Source organism: Ectothiorhodospira sp. PHS-1, from assembly GCF_000225005.1.
GTDB lineage: Bacteria > Pseudomonadota > Gammaproteobacteria > Ectothiorhodospirales > Ectothiorhodospiraceae > Ectothiorhodospira.
In genome coordinates, this window is record NZ_AGBG01000003.1 from 87,934 (window position 1) to 104,677 (window position 16,744).

The 16,744-nt window shown below is 64.7% G+C and carries 21 protein-coding genes; 13 read left to right on the plus strand and 8 right to left on the minus strand.

Annotated elements, in window-relative coordinates:
• Positions 1-23 precede the first annotated feature (23 nt).
• From rluD to mgtE (ECTPHS_RS02005), 4 genes are all read left to right on the plus strand, one after another.
• Positions 24-968: a 23S rRNA pseudouridine(1911/1915/1917) synthase RluD gene (gene rluD, locus ECTPHS_RS01990; RefSeq protein WP_008931003.1), complete on the plus strand. Its 945-nt coding sequence runs from the start codon at positions 24-26 to the stop codon at positions 966-968.
• A 471-nt stretch (positions 969-1,439) separates the two neighbouring features.
• Positions 1,440-1,811: a hypothetical protein gene (locus tag ECTPHS_RS01995; RefSeq protein ID WP_008931004.1), complete on the plus strand. Its 372-nt coding sequence runs from the start codon at positions 1,440-1,442 to the stop codon at positions 1,809-1,811.
• Positions 1,812-1,870: 59 nt separating this feature from the next.
• Positions 1,871-3,229: a magnesium transporter gene (gene mgtE / locus ECTPHS_RS02000; protein ID WP_040404845.1), complete on the plus strand. Its 1,359-nt coding sequence runs from the start codon at positions 1,871-1,873 to the stop codon at positions 3,227-3,229.
• Entirely contained in the window at positions 3,226-4,572 is a 1,347-nt protein-coding gene (mgtE, locus tag ECTPHS_RS02005; RefSeq protein ID WP_008931006.1) for a magnesium transporter, read from the plus strand. Before mgtE (ECTPHS_RS02000) ends, mgtE (ECTPHS_RS02005) begins: the two co-directional genes overlap by 4 nt.
• Before the next feature lie 22 nt (positions 4,573-4,594).
• Here mgtE (ECTPHS_RS02005) and ECTPHS_RS02010 read toward each other — a convergent pair whose 3' ends face one another.
• A complete protein-coding gene (locus ECTPHS_RS02010) occupies positions 4,595-5,527 on the minus strand; it encodes a carbohydrate kinase family protein (protein ID WP_008931007.1) in 933 nt (310 codons plus the stop codon).
• Positions 5,528-5,725: 198 nt separating this feature from the next.
• Between ECTPHS_RS02010 and ECTPHS_RS02015 the strand changes: the two genes are divergently transcribed.
• Positions 5,726-6,403 (plus strand): hemolysin III family protein, encoded by a 678-nt coding sequence (locus ECTPHS_RS02015; RefSeq protein WP_040404808.1) that lies wholly within the window; start codon positions 5,726-5,728, stop codon positions 6,401-6,403.
• Between the two features lie 17 nt (positions 6,404-6,420).
• Here ECTPHS_RS02015 and ECTPHS_RS02020 read toward each other — a convergent pair whose 3' ends face one another.
• Together ECTPHS_RS02020 and ECTPHS_RS02025 are read right to left on the minus strand one after the other, a co-directional pair.
• Positions 6,421-7,410: a PA2778 family cysteine peptidase gene (locus ECTPHS_RS02020; protein ID WP_008931009.1), complete on the minus strand. Its 990-nt coding sequence runs from the start codon at positions 7,408-7,410 to the stop codon at positions 6,421-6,423.
• 44 nt (positions 7,411-7,454) lie between these two features.
• Complete coding sequence (locus ECTPHS_RS02025) at positions 7,455-7,853, minus strand: DUF6627 family protein (RefSeq protein WP_008931010.1); 399 nt, start codon at positions 7,851-7,853, stop codon at positions 7,455-7,457.
• 168 nt (positions 7,854-8,021) lie between these two features.
• Here ECTPHS_RS02025 and ECTPHS_RS02030 point away from each other — a divergent pair, with 168 nt between their 5' ends.
• The 3 genes from ECTPHS_RS02030 (at position 8,022) to ECTPHS_RS02040 (ending at position 10,218) form a co-directional block, all read left to right on the plus strand.
• Complete coding sequence (locus ECTPHS_RS02030) at positions 8,022-9,332, plus strand: MFS transporter (RefSeq protein WP_008931011.1); 1,311 nt, start codon at positions 8,022-8,024, stop codon at positions 9,330-9,332.
• A gap of 83 nt (positions 9,333-9,415) precedes the next feature.
• Complete coding sequence (gene coaD / locus ECTPHS_RS02035; RefSeq protein WP_008931012.1) at positions 9,416-9,898, plus strand: pantetheine-phosphate adenylyltransferase; 483 nt, start codon at positions 9,416-9,418, stop codon at positions 9,896-9,898.
• Between the two features lie 68 nt (positions 9,899-9,966).
• Complete coding sequence (locus tag ECTPHS_RS02040; RefSeq protein ID WP_008931013.1) at positions 9,967-10,218, plus strand: YfhL family 4Fe-4S dicluster ferredoxin; 252 nt, start codon at positions 9,967-9,969, stop codon at positions 10,216-10,218.
• A gap of 123 nt (positions 10,219-10,341) precedes the next feature.
• On the opposite strand, the gene mutM is transcribed toward ECTPHS_RS02040, so the two are convergent.
• Both mutM and ECTPHS_RS02050 read right to left on the minus strand, forming a co-directional pair.
• Complete coding sequence (gene mutM, locus ECTPHS_RS02045; RefSeq protein WP_008931014.1) at positions 10,342-11,160, minus strand: bifunctional DNA-formamidopyrimidine glycosylase/DNA-(apurinic or apyrimidinic site) lyase; 819 nt, start codon at positions 11,158-11,160, stop codon at positions 10,342-10,344.
• Positions 11,153-12,142, minus strand: coding sequence for a hypothetical protein (locus ECTPHS_RS02050; RefSeq protein ID WP_008931015.1), 990 nt, complete (start codon positions 12,140-12,142; stop codon positions 11,153-11,155). Before ECTPHS_RS02050 ends, mutM begins: the two co-directional genes overlap by 8 nt.
• 293 nt (positions 12,143-12,435) lie before the next feature.
• Between ECTPHS_RS02050 and ECTPHS_RS02055 the strand changes: the two genes are divergently transcribed.
• Both ECTPHS_RS02055 and ECTPHS_RS02060 read left to right on the plus strand, forming a co-directional pair.
• Positions 12,436-12,951, plus strand: coding sequence for an Hsp20/alpha crystallin family protein (locus tag ECTPHS_RS02055; RefSeq protein WP_008931016.1), 516 nt, complete (start codon positions 12,436-12,438; stop codon positions 12,949-12,951).
• A gap of 6 nt (positions 12,952-12,957) precedes the next feature.
• Positions 12,958-13,173 carry a hypothetical protein gene (locus ECTPHS_RS02060; protein WP_008931017.1) on the plus strand — a complete coding sequence of 72 codons (216 nt, stop codon included), beginning with the start codon at positions 12,958-12,960 and terminating at the stop codon, positions 13,171-13,173.
• 81 nt (positions 13,174-13,254) lie between these two features.
• Here the strand turns inward: ECTPHS_RS02060 and rpmG are convergent, their stop codons facing one another.
• A complete protein-coding gene (gene rpmG, locus ECTPHS_RS02065) occupies positions 13,255-13,422 on the minus strand; it encodes a 50S ribosomal protein L33 (RefSeq protein ID WP_008931018.1) in 168 nt (55 codons plus the stop codon).
• A 12-nt stretch (positions 13,423-13,434) separates the two neighbouring features.
• On the minus strand, positions 13,435-13,671 hold the full coding sequence (gene rpmB, locus ECTPHS_RS02070; RefSeq protein ID WP_008931019.1) for a 50S ribosomal protein L28: 237 nt from the start codon (positions 13,669-13,671) through the stop codon (positions 13,435-13,437).
• Between the two features lie 128 nt (positions 13,672-13,799).
• Between rpmB and folB the strand changes: the two genes are divergently transcribed.
• Both folB and folK read left to right on the plus strand, forming a co-directional pair.
• Positions 13,800-14,156, plus strand: a complete 357-nt coding sequence (gene folB / locus ECTPHS_RS02075; RefSeq protein ID WP_008931020.1) for a dihydroneopterin aldolase — start codon at positions 13,800-13,802, stop codon at positions 14,154-14,156.
• The gene (gene folK / locus ECTPHS_RS02080) at positions 14,156-14,647 is read left to right on the plus strand and encodes a 2-amino-4-hydroxy-6-hydroxymethyldihydropteridine diphosphokinase (protein WP_008931021.1); all 492 of its coding nucleotides are present in this window, start codon (positions 14,156-14,158) and stop codon (positions 14,645-14,647) included. Before folB ends, folK begins: the two co-directional genes overlap by 1 nt.
• An 18-nt stretch (positions 14,648-14,665) precedes the next feature.
• Here the strand turns inward: folK and ECTPHS_RS02085 are convergent, their stop codons facing one another.
• Positions 14,666-15,421 carry a pteridine reductase gene (locus ECTPHS_RS02085; RefSeq protein WP_008931022.1) on the minus strand — a complete coding sequence of 252 codons (756 nt, stop codon included), beginning with the start codon at positions 15,419-15,421 and terminating at the stop codon, positions 14,666-14,668.
• 128 nt (positions 15,422-15,549) lie between these two features.
• On the opposite strand from ECTPHS_RS02085, the gene ECTPHS_RS02090 reads away from it, so the two are divergent.
• Positions 15,550-16,740, plus strand: a complete 1,191-nt coding sequence (locus ECTPHS_RS02090; RefSeq protein WP_008931023.1) for a class I SAM-dependent methyltransferase — start codon at positions 15,550-15,552, stop codon at positions 16,738-16,740.
• Positions 16,741-16,744 lie beyond the last annotated feature (4 nt).

Genomic DNA, 16,744 nt, shown 5'->3' on the forward strand with positions numbered 1-16,744 from the left:
GTATAACCGACGGCCCCCGGCATATGACCAGAACCATCAAACTTGCGGGGGAAATCCCGCCCGAACTGGCCGGTAGGCGTCTTGACGCCGTGCTGGCCCAGATGTTCCCGGACTATTCCCGTAGCCGTATCCAGCAGTGGATCGACGAGGGTGCGGTGGAGGTGGCCGGGGAACGCCCGCGTCTGCGTCAGAAGACCTGCGGGGGAGAGTCGGTCCTGATACGGGTGTCACTGGATGACCCAGGCCGGGATGTGGCCGAGGATTTGCCGCTGGACCTGGTGCACGAGGATGATCACCTGCTGGTGATCAACAAGCCTGCCGGTCTGGTCGTGCATCCCGCCGCGGGGCATCCCCAGGGGACGCTGGTCAATGCCTTGTTGCATCATGCCCCGGAACTGGCGCATCTGCCCCGTGCCGGCATCGTGCATCGCCTGGACAAGGAGACCTCCGGGTTGCTGGTGGTGGCCCGCACCCTGGCATCCCATACGGATCTGGTGCGCCAGCTCCAGGCCCGCACCGTGGGTCGGGAGTATCTGGCCCTGGTACAGGGCGCCCTGGTGTCCGGCGGCACCGTCGAGGCTCCCATCGGCCGCCATCCGGTGGACCGCAAGCGCATGGCGGTGGTGACGGGGGGGCGGGAGGCCATCACCCATTACCGGGTGGAGGAACGCTTCACCAACCATACCCTGCTCAGGGTCAACCTGGAAACCGGACGCACCCATCAGATCCGGGTCCACATGGCCCATCTGCATCACCCCCTGGTGGGGGATCCGGTCTATGGCGGACGCCCGCGGTTCCCGGCCGGTCTGTCCGATGAGGCCATGGCAATCCTGCGGGGGTTTCGGCGTCAGGCGCTGCACGCCACCCGCCTCACCCTGGAACACCCTGACGGGTCTGGTTCCCGGCGCTGGGAAGCCTGCCTCCCGGAGGACATGGAGGCACTGCTGCAGGCCCTGCGCACCGGCTGAACCGACCCGTCACCCCGACGAGCGGGGTTTCCCTGATGTGTTCCAGGCGTTATCATTGTTCCGTTTTCGCCGAGCGCGAAAACACGTGTCAGGCAACAGAGGCTTAATTGTCGATGGACAGTTGTTGTAGGTGCATGCGTGGTGAGGCCGTGAGCGGCCGCGGACCGGCATGTGACTGCGTCCGTCGGGGCCGGCCCTTCCAGCGGTAATCCACCGCGCCCGGGCTCCCTGATGGACCGCATCGCGTCGGTCGGATCAGGGAAACCGGTATCGCATCATCCCGAAAGTGTGTTGTCATGGGCGCCATGGCGTCCCCGTGCGGGGTGAATGTCTGCCGTCTCCGGGTATCGATGGCCCCGGATCTGCCTGTTTCTCGGTCATCCCGGTCTCTCCCCATGCTGCATCGGCCCTCGAGGCCGTGTCCCAGCGTATTCTGATCGGTCTGCCGCCGCGGCAGCCAAGGAGAGAGTCATGACCCGGATCATCAAGAACATGAGCAGGCTGATGAGCCTGGCCCTCAAAACCCTGGAATCCCCGGCCCGCCGCGCCCCCGATGCCAACCCAGTGGCCGAGGCGGTGACCCGTGCCTGTCGCCATGGCGATTTCGGCAGTGCCCGGCTGAGCTTTCTCAAGCTGGCCGGTCAGTCCCAGATCCGGGTACTCCAGACCATGGATGACCGCTCCATCCGCCGCCTGACCCTGGGACTTCCCGATGCCACCCTGGCGCGCCTGTGCGCCCAGGGACCTGCCCCCCTGACTGAAACCATCGTCCGGTCCCTGCCGGAGGGCCGTCGTCGTGGCGTGTCCCTGATGTGCGAGCAGCATCGTCGCCATCAGGCCTGACCGCGGTTGTGTGAATCGCCGGTGTTTTTTCCGACTGCATGTTCCAACCGGGCCAAGGCATGGAATTGACTCATATCTACGATCTGGATGAACTGAACGAATACCTCTCCCAGGGGGATCTGTCCGCGGTGCGTGGCTGGCTGGACGAGATGCGCATACAGGACATCGCCCAGGCCCTGATGACCCTGGACGGCGAGGTCCGTCGTGATGTGTTCCGCTTGCTGCCCCCGGGGCGGCGGGCGGATGTCTTTGCCTACCTGGACCCCCATCACCAGCTTCAGCTCATCCGCCAGGTCTCCGTGGACGAGGGGCGTCATCTGTTGTCCGAGATGCTGCCGGATGACCTCACCGCCCTGCTGGAGGACCTGCCCAAGGATGAGGTCCGGCAACTGCTGCGCCTGCTGCCGTTCCGTTCCATTCGTCGTGCCCTGACCCTGTTGGGGTATCCGGAGGACAGTTGCGGTCGGCTCATGACCACAGCCGTGGTGAGCGTGCGTCCTGACTGGAGCATGGCCCGTGCCCTGGATCATCTCCGGGTGCAGGCGGGTCGCGGCGAGACGGTCAACCTGGTCTACGTCACCGATGAGGAGGGCGGATTGCTGGGCGTGCTGGCCCTCAAGCATTTCCTCAAGTCACGGGTGGATGTCCCGGTATCGGAACTCATGACCGGCCGCGTGGTGTCCATCGACGCCCATGCGCCCCAGGAAGAGGCCTTGCGGATGATGCGTCACTACGACCTCCCGGCCCTGCCGGTGGTGGGCCGGGACCGTGAACTGCTGGGTATCATCACCGTCGACGACGTGCTGGACGTGGAGCAGGAGGAGAGCACCGAGGACTTCCAGAAGATGGGGGCCGTGGGGAGCCTGCACCTGAGCCTGCGCCAGGCCCATCCCTGGCTTTTGTACCGCAAGCGGGTGGGCTGGTTGCTGATCCTGGTGGCGGTGAACATCATCGGTGGTTTCGTCATCGCCGGCTACGAGGAGGCCATCGAGGCTCTGGTGGTGCTGGTGTTCTTCCTGCCCCTGATCATCGACAGCGGCGGCAACGCCGGGGCACAGTCCGCCACCTTGATGGTCCGTGCCCTGGCTACGGGCGAGGTGCAACCCCGGGACTGGTTGCGTCTCTGGGGCAAGGAACTGGGAGTGGCCACCGCCCTGGGGGCGACCATGGCCCTGGCCGTGTCCGGTCTGGGGCTATGGCGGGGCGGCATGGAGATTGCCGTGCTGGTGTCGGTGGCGATGATGCTGGTGGTGCTGGTGGGAAGTCTGGTGGGCATGATCCTGCCCTTGCTCCTGGCCCGCCTGCGCCTGGATCCGGCCACGGCCAGTACGCCGCTGGTGACGTCCATCGCCGACGTGGCGGGCATCATGATCTATTTCGGCCTGGCGGCCACCTTGCTGGGACTCCATGGACAATGACCGATTCACTCAAGCACGCGCCTTTTTTCGAGCAAATGCGTCGACGCGACTGGGAGAGCCTGAAGACGATGCTGGCCTCCCTGCAGAACCAGGACGTGGCGGCACTGAGCCAGGCCTTGCCCGCCGAGGACTGGGTGCCGTTGATCCGGCTGCTGCCCAGGGATCGCATGGCTCATGTGTTTTCCTATCTGAGCCTGGAACAACAGGCCCGCATCCTGGCCGAGCTGAGTGATGATGAAAATGCCCGTCTGCTGACGGCTTCGTCCTACGACGACGTGGCGGAACTGCTGGAGCGTCTGCCGGAGTCGGAGTCCGCCCGTCTCATGGCCCTGTTGCCCAAGCCGCGGCGGCGGGTGGTCAAGGGCTTGCTGAATTATCCGCCCGACAGCGCGGGCCGCCTGATGACGCCCGGTTTCGTGGCCGTGCGTCCGGACTGGACCCTGGAGGCGGCACTGGCCTACCTGCGTGATCATTTCTCCCAGGGCGAGACCGTGAACGTGGTCTTCGTCACCGAGGCGGACGGTCACTTGCTGGGGGCGATCAAGCTCAAGGATCTGCTGTTCGGACCTCCCCGCCGCCGGGTGGACAGCCTGCTCAAGGAGGCGGTGGTCCGGGTGCAGACCCGGGCCGACCAGGAAGAAGCCGCCCGCCTGATTCGTCACTATGACCTGGAGGTGTTGCCGGTGGTGGATGAGCGGGAGGTCCTGGTGGGAATCATCACCGTGGACGATGCCCTGGACGTGGTGGAGGAGGAGACCACCGAGGACTTCCTGCGCATGGGCAGCGTGGGCACCATCGCTCCCGGCCTCAAGGATGCGGCCATGAGTCTGCTCTACCGCAAGCGGGTCGGGTGGCTGGTGATCCTGGTGTTCGTGAACCTGTTCAGCGGGGCGGCCATCGCGGTATTCGAGACCGCCATCGAGGCCGTGGTGGCATTGGTCTTCTTCCTGCCCCTGGTGATCGCCACCGGCGGCAACGCGGGCTCCCAGGCCTCCACCCTGATGGTCCGAGCCCTGGCCACGGGGGATGTTCAGTTGCGTGACTGGCTCGGGCTATGGGGCAAGGAGCTGTTGGTGTCCGTTGCCCTTGGGGTGACCCTGGGACTTGCCGTCTGGGGCGCCGGGATCTGGCTGGGCGGGCCGGACGTGGGGCTGGCGGTGGCCGTGGCCATGGTGCTGGTGGTGATCTTCGGCAGCATGATCGGGATGTTGCTGCCGGTGATCCTGACCCGCCTGAAGCTGGATCCGGCCACCGCCAGCGCCCCCCTGATCACGTCCATCGCGGACGTGGGGGGGATACTGGTCTATTTTTCCGTGGCGACGGCCATCCTGCAGCTGGGTTGAGGTCGGCGTCCGCCTGGCGGCGTCACATCTCCCGTCCGAAGGCGTCCTTGAACCGGGCCTTGATGTCTTCAAGGCTCGGACGATGGTTCTGCGGTCCGGTGTGTTCGATCTTGATGGCGCCCATCACCGCCGCTACCCGACCCGTGGTTTCCCAGTCCAGGCCATTCATCAATCCCCACAGCAGGCCGGCCCGGTAGGCATCGCCACACCCGGTGGGATCCTTGATCCGGGCGATGGGCGCGGCCGGGATGCGCAGGGTCTTGCCGCCGGTGTAGATCACCGAGCCTTCCCCGCCCTTGGTGATGATCAGGGCCTCCACCTGGGCCGCCAGTTCCTCGGGGTTCCAGCCGGTGCGCTCACTCATCAGCTGGGCCTCGTAGTCGTTCAGGGTCACGTAGGTAGCCTGTTTGACGAACCGACGCAGGTCCACCCCGTCGAACATGGGCATGCCCTGGCCCGGATCGAAAATGAAGGGAATGCCGGCTTCGGCAAACTGTTCCGCATGCTGGATCATGCCGTCCCGGCCGTCGGGAGAGACGATACCCAGGGTGACGCCCTCAGCGTCGCTGACCTTGTTGAGGTGAGCGTCATTCATGGCGCCGGGGTGAAAGGCGGTGATCTGATTGTCGTCCTGGTCGGTGGTGATGAAGGCCTGGCCGGTAAAGTGTTCGGGAATCATGCGGATGTGCCGGCGGGAGATGTCGCATTCATCCATCCACTGGGCGTAGGGCTCGAAATCCGCGCCCACCGTCGCCATGGGCAGGGGATCACCCCCCAGCAGTTTGAGATTGTAGGCAATGTTGCCCGCGCAGCCGCCGAACTCCCGACGCATGTCCGGTACCAGGAAGGAGACGTTGATCATGTGCACCTTGTCCGGAAGAATGTGGTTCTTGAACCGGTCGGAGAAGACCATGATGGTATCAAATGCATAGGAACCGCAGATCAAGGCAGACATCGGAACTCCTCTGGGTGACGGGTATGAGGACATGGGGGAATCCCTGTCCGGATGGGCTAGCATGATAGTGATCCGGACCGGTGATTGCGAACCTCCACGGATCTGATGGTCTGAAATGAGATTCGTTTGATCGAAAGATTGTCGATTTCCTGCTAAAAGAATAGCTCTGCAACCATCAAGACACGGGGTATCGTTGTCATGACCAGTACAGCGTGTGCAGTGGCGGGCCGTGACCGCCATCAGTCTCTGGGCGAGGAGATCGCCAACAGTATCAGCCACGGGGTGGCCCTGGCGGCGGCTTTGGTGGGCATGCCGTTTCTGCTGATGGAAGCGGTGCGCATCGGCAGCCCGGGATTTATTGTCGGCGTCAGCATCTTTTCCGCCACCATGGTATTGTTGTATCTGGCCTCCACCCTCTATCACGCCTTGCCCCATGGGCAGGGCAAGCGGGTGTTCAAGATCCTGGACCACTCGGCCATCTATCTGCTGATTGCCGGGACCTACACACCCTTCACCCTGGGTGTGCTCAGTGGTCCCTGGGGCTGGACCCTGTTCGGTCTGGTGTGGGGGTTGGCGGCCCTGGGGGTGTTTCTCAAGTCCCTCAATGGCCTGTCCCATCCCATCCTGTCCACCGGGCTGTACCTGCTCATGGGCTGGCTGGTGCTGATCGCCATCGTGCCGCTCTACCAGTTGATGGCGCCGGCGGGGCTGATCTGGCTGGTGGCCGGCGGCCTGGCCTATACCGGCGGTGTGGTGTTCTATGCCCTGGACCATCGTCTGCCCTACGGGCATTTCATCTGGCATCTGTTCGTGGTGGCCGGGACGGTCTGCCACTACTTTGCCGTGCTCTGGTACGGGGCCGGGGTTGCCGCCTGAGCCTTGTGGGGGGGCGGTCAGTGTGGGCAGTGAAGGTCCGTGGCCGGTGACGGAGCGCATTCCCCGGAGGGCGCGGGGTGGGGCCGTGCCACCGTGTCCCGGGTCCGCCGGTAGAGTGGCTCACCGGGTGCCAGTCGCAGGGCGCATGCCGCGGCCTCCTGGGCCGCCGGCCCGCAACCGAGGGCATGCAGCACGTGGGCCAGGTTGTTCCAGCCCGCGTGGGAGGTTGGATCGCGGGTGACAAGCGCCCTCAGGGCCCGTTCCGCGCCCTCCAGATCCTCCTGGGCATAGCGGGCATTGCCCAAGCCGATCCAGCCCACCGGATGTTCGGGCCAGGCCCGGGTGGCGGTGAGATAGGCCCCGGCGGCGGCTTCCAGTCGGCCGGTACGCTCCAGGTCATTCGCGGCCCGCAGCCAACTCAGTGGCGTGGCGGTGGCGGGAAGCTGATCCGGTGGCTGAGCCAGAAAGGCCCAGTATCCGGCGCGGCGCCAGGTGCGCTCGAAGCGGCGCAGGGTATTCACATGGCGTTCGATGGTGCCCGAGCGCAGTATCACGATGCCCTCGTCCAGGTCGTAACCGATGACCACGGCATAGTGCCAGTAGGGCGCCAGGTTCAGTCCCAGATTCTGAAACACCACTACCGGATGCCCGGCCGCCAGCTCCCGTAGCAGGGCCTCCATGCGGGGCGGTAGCGGCCATGCCACCAGCTCCCTGGCCCGAGTGGCCGCCAGCATCTCAGTCTGCAGGCTGCCCTGGCGTGCGGGCAGATAGACCTCGCTCACCAGCGCTTGCGGCGTGATCTCGATGCCCTGGACATTAAGCACCGTGGCCAGGGCGGCGGGACCGCACTGATAGAGATCCTGGGGATGAAACGGGGTATCTTCCAGCTCCACCTGCCGGGGCAGGTCGCCGGGTGGATCGCCGAGCAGGGCGGGGGCCTGCAACCGGGTGGCACAACCCGAGAGCAGCAGGCCGGTCAGGATAATCAGCAGGGCCACGGGGAGCACCCAAGCCCCCCCGTGGCTCCGGCACGGATGGCCGGTGGCGGGAATCAATTCACCGGGCGGACGAAGGGGAACACGTCCGTGGCGCCGATGGCATCGGTGATGATGAAGACGATGAAAATGAGCACCACCACGCCCAGGACGCTGGCGGCCCCGGCCGGGAGTTCCTCCAGTCGCTCATTGAGCTGGCGTACCTCCTCGTCGGTCATGCGGGCGATGCGCTCGGCGGCTTCCTCATTGCTGACTCCCAGGCGCGCCAGTTGCTGTTGTACATCCGCCCTTTCCAGGCTGGAGAGCAGTTGCGCCCGGTCCACCAGTCCCTGTTCCGTCTGGATCAGACGATCGGTTCCCACCATGCCGGCATGAAGGGGGCTGGTGACGGCGGCCAGCAGCGACAAGATGCACAGCAGGGTCAGCAGGCGTCTGATCAGGGGGTGTCGGGTCATGGAGAAGCCTCGTGGTGATGTGAATGTGGACACGATTTCATTATCCTGCCCCCGCAACCGCCAGGTCAACCAGGGGAATGTTTCAGGTCGGGGCGAGGCGGTCGAGGCGCTGATGCGTTAATATGACAGGCTTCCCGGGCCTTGTGTCCGCCAGGGTCCCCTCACCCCATGAAACGGGCCTCATCCAAGGAAATCTTCGGCTGGGCGATGTTCGACTTCGCCAATCAGGCCTATACCCTGCTGATCATCACGGTGATCTTCGGGGACCTGTTCACCCGGGTGATCGTGGGGGATGCCCATTCGGACTACCGGCTCGGCAACCTGCTGTGGAGTATCGCCCTGGCGGTCAGTTATCTGCTGGTGGTGCTGTCCGGGCCGGTGGCGGGGGCCATCATGGACTTTTCCGCCGCCCGCAAGCGCTTTTTGTTCGCCAGTTATGTGCTCACCGTGGTCTCCACCTCCCTGCTGTATTTCGTCGCGCCCGGTTACATCTGGCTGGGCATGGCGCTGATCGTGGTATCCAATTTTGCCTATGCCATCGGCGAATCCTTCATCGCCAGTTTCCTGCCGGAGCTGGGGCCTCGCGAGGAGTTGGGCTGGATCTCGGGGTTTGGCTGGGCGCTGGGCTATGTGGGCGGACTGGTGGCCACCGCCTTCGCCCTGGTGGCCCTGGGCGAGGTCAGCGAGGAAAACTTCGAGCGTATCCGCTGGGTGGGGCCATTTGCCGCCGTGTTCTTCCTGGTGGCGGCCATTCCTACCTTCCTGTGGCTGCGGGAACGGGGACGGGCCAGGCGTCTGCCGGGGTTGCGTCAGTACGTGGGTATCGGCTTTCGGCGGGTGAGGGCGACGCTCGGGGATCTCGCCCATTACCGCGATCTCACCATCCTCATGGTGTCGGTATTCTTCGCCATGGCCGGTATCTACATCATCATTTCCTTTACCTTCATCTATGGCGCCCAGGTGATCCAGTGGGATGAAAAGGTCCGGGTCTGGATGTTCATCACCGTCCAGCTCACGGCGGCGGCCGGTGCGCTGGCCTTCGGGTTTCTGCAGGACCGGGTGGGGGCCCGGCGCACCTATGTGGCTACCCTGAGCCTTTGGGTTGTCGCCGTGACCCTGATCTTCGCCACGCCCTGGCTGGGGCGTTTTCTTGACTTTGAAGCCCAGTATGTCTTCCTGGTGGTGGGGAGTGTGGCGGGACTGTGCCTGGGTTCCACCCAGTCGGCGGGGCGTGCCCTGGTGGGGGTGCTGTCGCCCCGGTCGCGGGCGGCGGAATTCTTCGGTTTCTGGGGGCTCTCCGGCAAGCTGGCGGCCATTGTCGGCCTGCTGGGGCTGGGGTTTCTGCAGGTCCTGTTCGGGCTACATCTGTCGATCCTGTTCTGCGCCCTGTTGTTCGGGCTGGCGCTGCTGGTGGCCCTGAGGCTGGATGAGACGCGGGGGCGACGGGTGGCCGAGGCCCGGGAGTCCCGTCGCGGATAACATCGGAAACTTCTATTGCCGTAACATCCTGTTATCATCTCCCTCCCCGAAACGCCCGTGTCAATATTCCGGAATCCCAACCCATGATTGTGACTGTCGTCTATCCCGGGACTTTCGATCCCATTACCAACGGCCATGCCGATATCGTGCGTCGTGCCTGCCGGATGTTCGACAGGGTGCTGGTGGCGGTGGCGGCCAATCCCAGCAAGCGGCCGGTTTTTACCCTGGATGAGCGGGTGGCGCTGGCGCGCACCGTACTGGCGGACATGGGCGACAAGGTGGAAGTGAAGGGCTTTTCCGGCCTGCTGGCGGAGTTCGCCGCCGCCAACGATTCGCGGGTTCTGCTGCGGGGATTGCGTGCCGTGTCCGATTTCGAGCACGAATTCCAGCTGGCCAGCATGAACCGTCACCTGTCCCCGGACCTGGAGACCGTGTTCCTGACGCCGGCGGAGGAATATGCCTTCATATCCTCAAGTCTCGTGCGGGAAGTTGCCATGCTGGGCGGCGATGTTTCACACTTCGTTGCCGATAGCGTCAAGGCTGCGTTGATTGATCGCTTGCGCTAAACTGTGCGGTCAAGCGCTGAACGCCATATATAACTATATGTGATTGAGTTTGAAGAGGAAAGTGCATTATGGCCCTGATGATTACCGATGAATGCATCAACTGCGACGTGTGTGAGCCGGAGTGCCCCAACGGCGCGATTTCCCCGGGCGATGAGATCTACGTGATCGACCCGGCGCTGTGCACCGAGTGCGTGGGCCACTTTGATGCACCCCAGTGCGTGGAGGTCTGCCCGGTGGACTGCATTCCCCTGGACCCGGACAACCAGGAGACTCAGGACGAACTCATGGCCAAGTTCAAGCGCATCACCGGCGCGGCTTGATCAAGCCGGAAGTTCCTTGATACGACAAGGGGACCCCCCGGGTCCCCTTGTCGTATCCGCGTCGTATCCACGCATCATCCTTGCCCTGTCATTGCCTTTTCTTCCCCGGGCGCCGGGGCGTGCTCAGCGCTCCTGACAGTGCGGGCAGTAGAACGTCGATCGCTGTCCCACCACCACCTGCCGAATTGCCGTGCCGCAACGCAGGCAGGGTAGCCCCGCCCGGCCATAGACCCGCAACTGCTGGCTGAAATAGCCGTGGCTGCCGTCCTCGTGCACGAAGTCCCTGAGCGTGGTGCCTCCCTGTTCAATGGATGCCGTCAGCACGGCACGGATCGCCTCCACCAGTCTGAAGGCCTCGGCCCGGGTGATCCGCCCCGCGGCCCGACGGGGACGGATGCCCGCCAGGAACAGGGATTCGGAGGCATAGATGTTGCCCACCCCCACCACTACATGGCTGTCCATGATCAGGCTCTTGATGGCGGTTCGACGCCGGCGCGTTTGCCGGTGGAGGTAGTCGCCGTCAAACTGATCCCCCAGGGGTTCCGGCCCCAGTTCCGCCAGCAGGGGGTGGGGACCTTCCCGGGGATCGAAGCAGAGCAGCGCGCCGAAACGACGGGGGTCATGGAGGCGCAGGGTCTTGCCCGAGTCCAGCGCCAGATCCACATGGTCATGGAGACGGGGAGGGCTGTCATTCTCGACGATGCGAAGGCTGCCGGACATGCCCAGGTGCACGAGCAGGGTGATGTCGCCGCAATCCAGCAGCAGGTACTTGCCGCGTCGGTCCACGCCGTGGATACGTCGCTCAAGGATCTGCCGTGGGAGACTATCCGGTATCGGCCAGCGCAGGCGGGGCTGGCGCACGACCACGCCGGTGATCCGGCGACCGGTGAGGTGGGGCTCGATCCCGCGCCGGGTGGTTTCCACCTCCGGCAGTTCAGGCATACAGGCCTTCGATCTCCACCAGCAGGTCATCCCGGCAAATGTCGCCGCGCAGGTAGACGGCCGGCGCCTGATCGCCCAGGGTCGCCTCCAGGCGGGCCTTGACGGCAGCGGTATCTTCCGCGTGGCGGACGTAGACCTTGAGCATGGACAGGTCGCCCGGGTCGCCGACCCGGTTGCTGATGTCCTCGCCGGCCGAGCGGATCAGCGCGCGCAGGTTTTCGATGATCTCGTCCAGCTGGGTGAGGACATCCGTGTGCAGGGTCTCGTGACCGACGATGCTGGCGGTGCCGGAGATGTAAAGATGGGCCCGGTCGGGCCAGCGCTTGAGGGTGGCGCGAGAGAAGGAGGGGCTTTTGGGCCCGTAGCGGCGCGGGTAATGGAAGGCGCTCACCTGGCGAGGGTTCTCGATCTGTACCCCTGGCTCGCGCCCCGCCAGGAAATAGACCAGCAGGCCCGGTGCCGTGGTGCCGATGGCGGTGGCCGCGGGCAACTCCCCTTCCGTCAGCGGTACCCGTTCCAGGGCGCGGTGCCGTCCCAGGCAGAAGGCCTGGTAGCGATCCAGTCCTTCCGCTTCCTGGTGCAGGTTCGGGAAGTAGTTCCAGATCCGCAGCAGGTGGGGAAAGCCCCGGCCGCGGTGAAAGGCCAGCAGGCGGTCATAGGCATGCTCGGCGGCCTGGTTCATGTCGTGGTTGAAATCCGCTTCGTTCAGCAGGATCCACCCGAACAGGACCTTGTCGGTCCGGCTGTAGCCCACGCCGTCCTCGAAACCGGCGGCAACCGGTTCATCCGCCAGCCACAGCTCCGGTGGTACGGGCTCGACCAGGGGGGGTAGGGCCACGGTCAGTTCCATGGGGCGTGCGGGGTCCGCGCGGTTTTCCCGGCCGAAGCGGATCAGGGCAAGGCAGCAGGGATCCTGCGGCGGAACTTGCGCTTCGTGCTGGAAACGAATGGTCAGGGGTCTGGAAAGGGGGTTTTGCGCCATGGAGCTATGTTATCGGATCATCCGGCTTCGTCGTATCATGAATTCCATGAAAAGGCCCGCGCGGATACCCGGGGTGCTCGTGTCGACGCCGTCCGACACGATCCGGCGGGTGTGCGCATGAGGCCCTGGAACAGGCAACTTGCAGGGCATCCGGGAACTTTACCATTTTCGGCCCCGGGATGTGTTTCGGCGTGTGCCGTTATGGATGCAGCGGTCGTGATTCTGTTCTAAAAGACACCACAAGCCCTGCTCCCGTCAGAGGAGAAGGCGAATCAACCGAGGAGGAGAAGAACATGTCCAGTCTGCGTCAGTTACGTCAGGGTATGAGTGAGGCCTGGGACAGTCTGCTGGAGGGGTGGCAGCGGCTCTACGGTCGCGCCGCTGGTGCCATTACCCGCTTCAGTGTCGGGGAGCGCGGCAGTCGGGGAGGGGAGGCCGAAGATCGGGACGAGCATGAACTCATGGCCCGCAGCGTGGGCTGGGGGGTCATGGCCGCCGAGGTATTCGATGACGACGACAAGGTGGTGGTGCGCCTGGAGGCCCCGGGCATGGAAAAGGCCGCCTTCGACATTCAGGTGATCGACGACCATCTGGTGATCCGCGGCGAGAAGAGCGTGCAGAAGGAGCATACCCACGGGCGCTACCACATCGCCGAGTGCGCCTACGGCCGTTTTGAACGGGCCATTCCCCTGCCTGGCCCGGTGGAAACGGATCAGGCCAGGGCTTCCTACGAGCATGGGGTGCTGCGCATCGAGCTGCCGCGTCTTTCGGTCCGGGTGGGGCGTCGTATCCCGGTGAACGTGGGGTAGGTCGCCTTGGAACAGATTCCGGCCCCCATGGGGGAGGTGATCGAACTGCGGCAGGTGCTGCACGAGTCCGGCGTGCCCCTGTTGCGGGTCCTGATCAGGGACGGCGGGCGCTACACCCATCTGGACCTGGATCCGGCCACGGCGGATCGCTGGGGCCGTGTGATGCAGGTCTGGGCCCGGGAGACGGTGGAGCGGTTGGGCGAGCATCCGGCGGAAGAATAGGAAAATGCACGAGGCCCGGATGTCGGGCCTCGTGCACAGGACCTCGCCGGGGCGAGGCCATCAGCCAGGTCGTGCCGGGTACTACTTGATCTTGGCTTCCTTGTACATCACATGCTGACGCACGACGGGATCAAACTTCTTGATCTCCATCTTGTCGGGCATGTTGCGCTTGTTCTTGGTGGTGGTGTAGAAGTGGCCGGTTCCGGCGCTGGACACCAGGCGGATCTTTTCGCGAACACCTTTTGCCATGGTTGCGTCTCCTTAGACCTTTTCGCCGCGGGCGCGCAGCTCGGCGAGGACCGCATCGATCCCCTTCTTGTCAATGATGCGCATGCCCTTGCTGCTGGTCCGGAGCTTGACGAAGCGATTTTCGCTCTCGACCCAGAAGCGGTGTTCATGCAGATTGGGAAGGAAGCGACGCTTGGTCTTGTTGTGGGCGTGGGATACGTTGAACCCAGACACTGGACGCTTACCCGTAATTTGACAGACTCGGGCCATTGGATATTCTCCGGAAAAACCAGGCTGATTTGAATAAAGCCGGGAACGATAGCAGAAGGGGGGGGAAGTCTCAAGCCTGAAGGCGGGTCCCTTCCCTGTGCCCCGGCATGCCTTTATAGTCGCCTCCCATGGATATCGTCTACATTCGCGACCTCAGGGTCAAAACCACGGTCGGCATCTTCGACTGGGAACAAAGCATCCAGCAGACCGTGCGTCTGGACCTGGAACTGGGCTGCGATATCCGCAAGGGCGCGCACAGTGACCACATCGAGGATGTGCTGAATTATAAGGAAGTGGCCAAGCGGGTGATCGAACTGGTGGAAGGCAATCAACGCCGGCTGGTGGAGGCCATGGCCGAGGATATCGCCGGGATGATCATGAGGGAATTTTCCGTGCCCTGGCTCCGGCTCACCCTGGGCAAGCCCGGGGCGGTGCGGGGGGCCTCGGAAGTGGGCGTCACCATCGAGCGGGGTGCGCGGAACTGATGCGGCGTCGGGCTTACATCAGTATCGGTACCAATGTGGATCGAGAGCGCCATGTCAGGGCCGCGGTGGATGAACTCAGGACCGCCTTCGGCCCGGTGGACGTTTCTCCGGTGTACGAGACGGGGTCCGTCGGGTTTGCCGGGCGTGCGTTCTATAACCTGGCGGCGGCGGTGGATACCCCATTGCCACCGGCCTCGCTGGTGGCCTGCTTCAAGGCCATCGAGGACCGGTATGGTCGTCAGCGGGGCGGAGATCCCTATTCGGACCGCACCCTGGATCTGGATCTTCTGCTGCTGGGGGACTGCATTCTGGAATCCGGGCGTCTGCACCTGCCCCGGCGGGAAATCACCCGCCATGCCTTCGTGCTCAGACCGCTGGCGGACCTGGCCCCTGATCTGGAGCACCCGGTATTGAAGCAGACCATGGCGGTGCTCTGGGCCGGGTTCGATGATCCCGATCAGTGGCTAAGGCCGGTGGATTTTCCCTGGTAGCCGCCACCCACCGGCGACCTATTGCGCCGTGGTGCGTCCGCCGTCCACCGCGATCACCTGCCCGGTGATGTAATCCGCGTCACGGATCAGGAACAGGGCGGTGCGGGCGATGTCGTCCGGGCCGCCTTCCCGCTTGAGGGCGGTGCGCTGGATCATCTCCTCATGGCTGGCCGCGTTTTCCTCCGCCTCGGGCCACAGGATCGCTCCCGGTGCAATCCCGTTCACCCGAACCCGGGGTCCCAGTTCCCGCGCCAGCGACTGGGTGAGCAGCCAGAGTCCGGCCTTGGCTGCGCAGTACACCGGATAGTCCTTGAGCGGGCGCAGGGCATGGATGTCGACGATGTTGATGATGCAGCCGCCCCGCTCCGTCAGGGCCGGCGCCAGGGCCTGGGACAGGAACAGGGGGGCCTTCAGGTTGGTACCCATGAGATCGTCCCACTGGGCCTCGGTGATGCCGCCCAGCGGGGTGGGGTAGAAGGTGGAGGCATTGTTGATCAGCACGTCCAGGCCACCGAAGGCCGCAACCGCCTCCCGGGCCAGTCGCTCCGGTGCGCCCGGTTCCAGCAATTCTCCCCCCACCAGTCTCACGGAGTTCGGCCGCCGGGCTTCCAGCGCCTTTTGAAGGGCGAGGGCATCGTCGCTGGAACGCCGATAATGGATGACCAGATTCATGCCCTGGGCGTGCAGGCGGCGCGCCATGCAGGCGCCGATGCGCCGGGCGCCGCCGGTGATGAGCACGGTTTTGCCTTGAAGTGACGGTGTCTCTTGTTCCACGCTGCTTCCTTTTGCCTGTGTGATGATCCGGCGCCATGAGGGGGCGGCCGCGGTATCCGTGTGGCCCCTCTCGTGGTCGGGTTAAGTTAACCTAACCCTCCTGTCCGACTTTATCAAAAGCTTCGACGATGCCGCTGACCAAGGATTCCCGACTGCCTTCACCCGCGCCCGAGGCCCTGGCCCTGAGTGAGCGCCTGTTGCAGAGGATGCGGCACGAGAGTCGCGCCACCGGGAACTGGCTGTCTTTTCATCGCTACATGGAACTGGCCCTGTACGCCCCCGGCCTGGGTTATTACGCGGCGGGCAGCCACAAGCTGGGCGCGGCCGGGGACTTTGTCACCGCGCCGGAGATCTCCCCCCTGTTCGGTGATTGCATGGCCCGTCAGTGCGCCCAGGTACTGGACGCCCTGGGGGGTGGGGAGATCCTGGAGTTCGGGGCCGGTACCGGCCGGTTGGCGGCCCAGGTGCTGGACACCCTGGCGGGGATGGACGCACTGCCGGACCGTTACCTGATCCTGGAGACCAGTCCGGATTTGCGGGAGCGTCAGCAGGCCGCCCTGTCCACCTTGCCGCGGGCATTGTCGAGCCGGGTCCGCTGGCTGGATGCCATGCCCGAGCCCGCCGGCTTCCGGGGGGTGATGCTGGCCAACGAGGTGCTCGACGCCATGCCGGTGGAGCTGTTCGTCTGGCGCAAGGACGGGGTGCTGCGCCGTGGGGTGAGGGTGTCGGCCTCGGGTCTGGAATGGGCCGACCGGCCCGCCGATGCCCGGCTGGCGCGGCAGGTGAGGTCACTGTACCAGGGGGTGGACGAGTCCTGGGGGGAGGGGTATCTGTCGGAATTCAACCCGGGGTTGGCCCCCTGGCTGGCGGCGGTGTCCGGGGCCATGGCGGCCGGGGTGCTGCTGCTGGTGGACTACGGTTATCCCCGACGGGAGTATTACAGTGCCGAGCGCCGTCAGGGCACCCTGATCGCCCATTACCGCCATCGCATGCTGGAGCACCCCTTGCTGTGGCCGGGGTTGATGGACATCACCGCCAACGTGGACTTCTCGGCGGTGGCCGAGGCCGGTGCCGCGGCGGATCTGTCCTTGCTGGGCTACACCAGCCAGGCCTGGTTTCTGTTCGGCACGGGACTGGAGGCGGCCTTTCAGGCCCGTTGCTCCGAGGATCTCAAGACCCAACTGACGCTGGCCTCCCAGGTGCGCAGGCTCACCCTGCCGGGAGAGATGGGGGAACGGTTTCAGGTCATGGCCCTGGGCCGGGGGGTGGAGATGCCCCTGATGGGGTTTGCCCTGCAGGATCTGAGTCACCGCCTCTGACCCG